The organism is Bacillus sp. mrc49 (assembly GCF_002803435.1).
Map to the genome: position 1 here is coordinate 1 of NZ_PHNG01000491.1, position 1,705 is coordinate 1,705.

Sequence of the window (1,705 nt, forward strand, 5' to 3'; positions counted from 1 at the left end):
GTGACTTGATTGCGCATGCCGCTTGCGTATAAATTCCCTTTTTTTAGTCAATTATGGTAACAGATTGAAAAGAAGGGAGAGCAAAACATGAAAGCAGGAACATTAAGACAGATTTTGCTTATTACCGACGGATGTTCGAATCATGGTGAGGAGCCATCTGCCATGGCTGAACTAGCAAGGGAGCAAGGCATAACCATCAATGTCATAGGCGTCATGGAAAATGATGTGATTGATGAAAAGGGACTGAAGGAAATCGAGAAGATTGCCGGCTCGGGAGGCGGTGTAAGCCAAATCGTCTATGCCCAGCAGCTGTCCCAAACCGTGCAAATGGTCACCCAAAAGGCAATGACTCAAACCATACAGGGAGTAATCAATCGTGAACTTCAACAAATACTGGGAGATTCAAGCACGATGGAGGATCTCCCCCCGGAAAAACGAGGCGAAGTGATGGAGGTGGTCGACGAGCTTGGGGAAACAAGCAAGCTTGAAGTGTTGATCCTTGTAGATACCAGCGCAAGCATGAAACATAAGCTTCCTACCGTAAAAGATTCTTTATTGGACCTTTCCCTCAGTATGAACGCAAGAATGGGTGACAGCCGTTTTTCCGTGTTCGTATTTCCTGGGAAAAGAAAGGATGTGGAAAAGTTGCTGGATTGGACCCCCAACCTTGAAGCCCTGACGGCAACTTTTCCTAAGCTCAGTACGGGCGGACTCACTCCGACAGGTCCGGCCATTCGCGAAGCGTTGACCTATTTCAATAAAAAACGTTCATTGAGGGGATTGTTATCACATGATGATGAACAATACTTTGAGGAATCAATGTAAACTACTGCCTGGAAGTACCGTCATTGGGAAATGGAATAAAAACCAGTACAAAATCTTGAAGGAATTGGGGTGTGGCGCCAACGGCATCGTCTATTTGGTGGAAAACGGAAATCGTCATTATGCTCTAAAGCTCAGTGATAATGGGACGTCCATTATATCGGAGATGAATATCCTAAAATCCTTTTCAAAGGTCCAGGGGTCTACCCTTGGACCTTCCTTTTTGGAAGCGGACGATTTCATCAAATCAGGAAAGCAGCTCCCCTTTTATGTCATGGAATATATCCATGGACACGATTTTTTGCGTTTCATCGAAAAAAAGGGAGCATCGTGGATCGGTGTCTTGATGCTTCAGCTATTAACCAGTTTATCGGCCCTGCATGCAAATGGTTGGGTGTTCGGTGATTTAAAGCCAGAGAATTTGATCGTGACTTCTCCCGCCTATAAGGTGCGCTGCGTCGATGTAGGGGGAACGACCTTGATTGGCCGTTCAGTCAAGGAATTCACGGAGTTCTTTGATAGAGGTTACTGGGGGCTTGGTTCGAGGAAGGCCGATCCGCAATATGACTTGTTCGCTGTGGCGATGATCATCATCAATTCAGCCTACCCGGGACGTTTCCATAAGAAAGGGGAGGGGTATAGTCAGCTAAATGACTTGATTAAGCAGAAAAAGGAACTTCTCCCCTATAGAAAAATGCTGGATAAAGCGCTGCACGGGAAGTACGATTCAGCGCTTCAAATGAGGGAGGATTTAGTTGCTGTGTTGAGTAAGCAAAGCCACCAGAAGAAAACGGGGACTGTCCAGGCGGCGGCAAGCAAGCCTGCGACAAGGCAGGCAAGAAGGTCCCAAAACCATTCCAACAAGAAGCGGGGAGGACTGTTT

At 46.6% G+C, this 1,705-nt stretch carries 2 protein-coding genes; both read left to right on the forward strand.

Annotation, left to right across the window (positions count from 1 at the left end; translation table 11 throughout):
• Nucleotides 1–87 precede the first annotated feature (87 nt).
• Nucleotides 88–825: a VWA domain-containing protein gene (locus CVN76_RS04700; protein ID WP_061144013.1), complete on the forward strand. Its 738-nt coding sequence runs from the start codon at nucleotides 88–90 to the stop codon at nucleotides 823–825.
• Nucleotides 791–1,705, forward strand: a 915-nt coding sequence (locus CVN76_RS04705; protein ID WP_232732104.1) for a protein kinase domain-containing protein, incomplete at its 3' end; no start/stop codon positions are given. The genes CVN76_RS04700 and CVN76_RS04705, both read left to right, overlap by 35 nt.

Excerpts from the sequence above, each read along its gene's own strand:
- CVN76_RS04700 (WP_061144013.1), top strand. The coding sequence starts at position 88 with ATGAAAGCAGGAACATTAAGACAGATTTTGCTTATTACCGACGGATGT.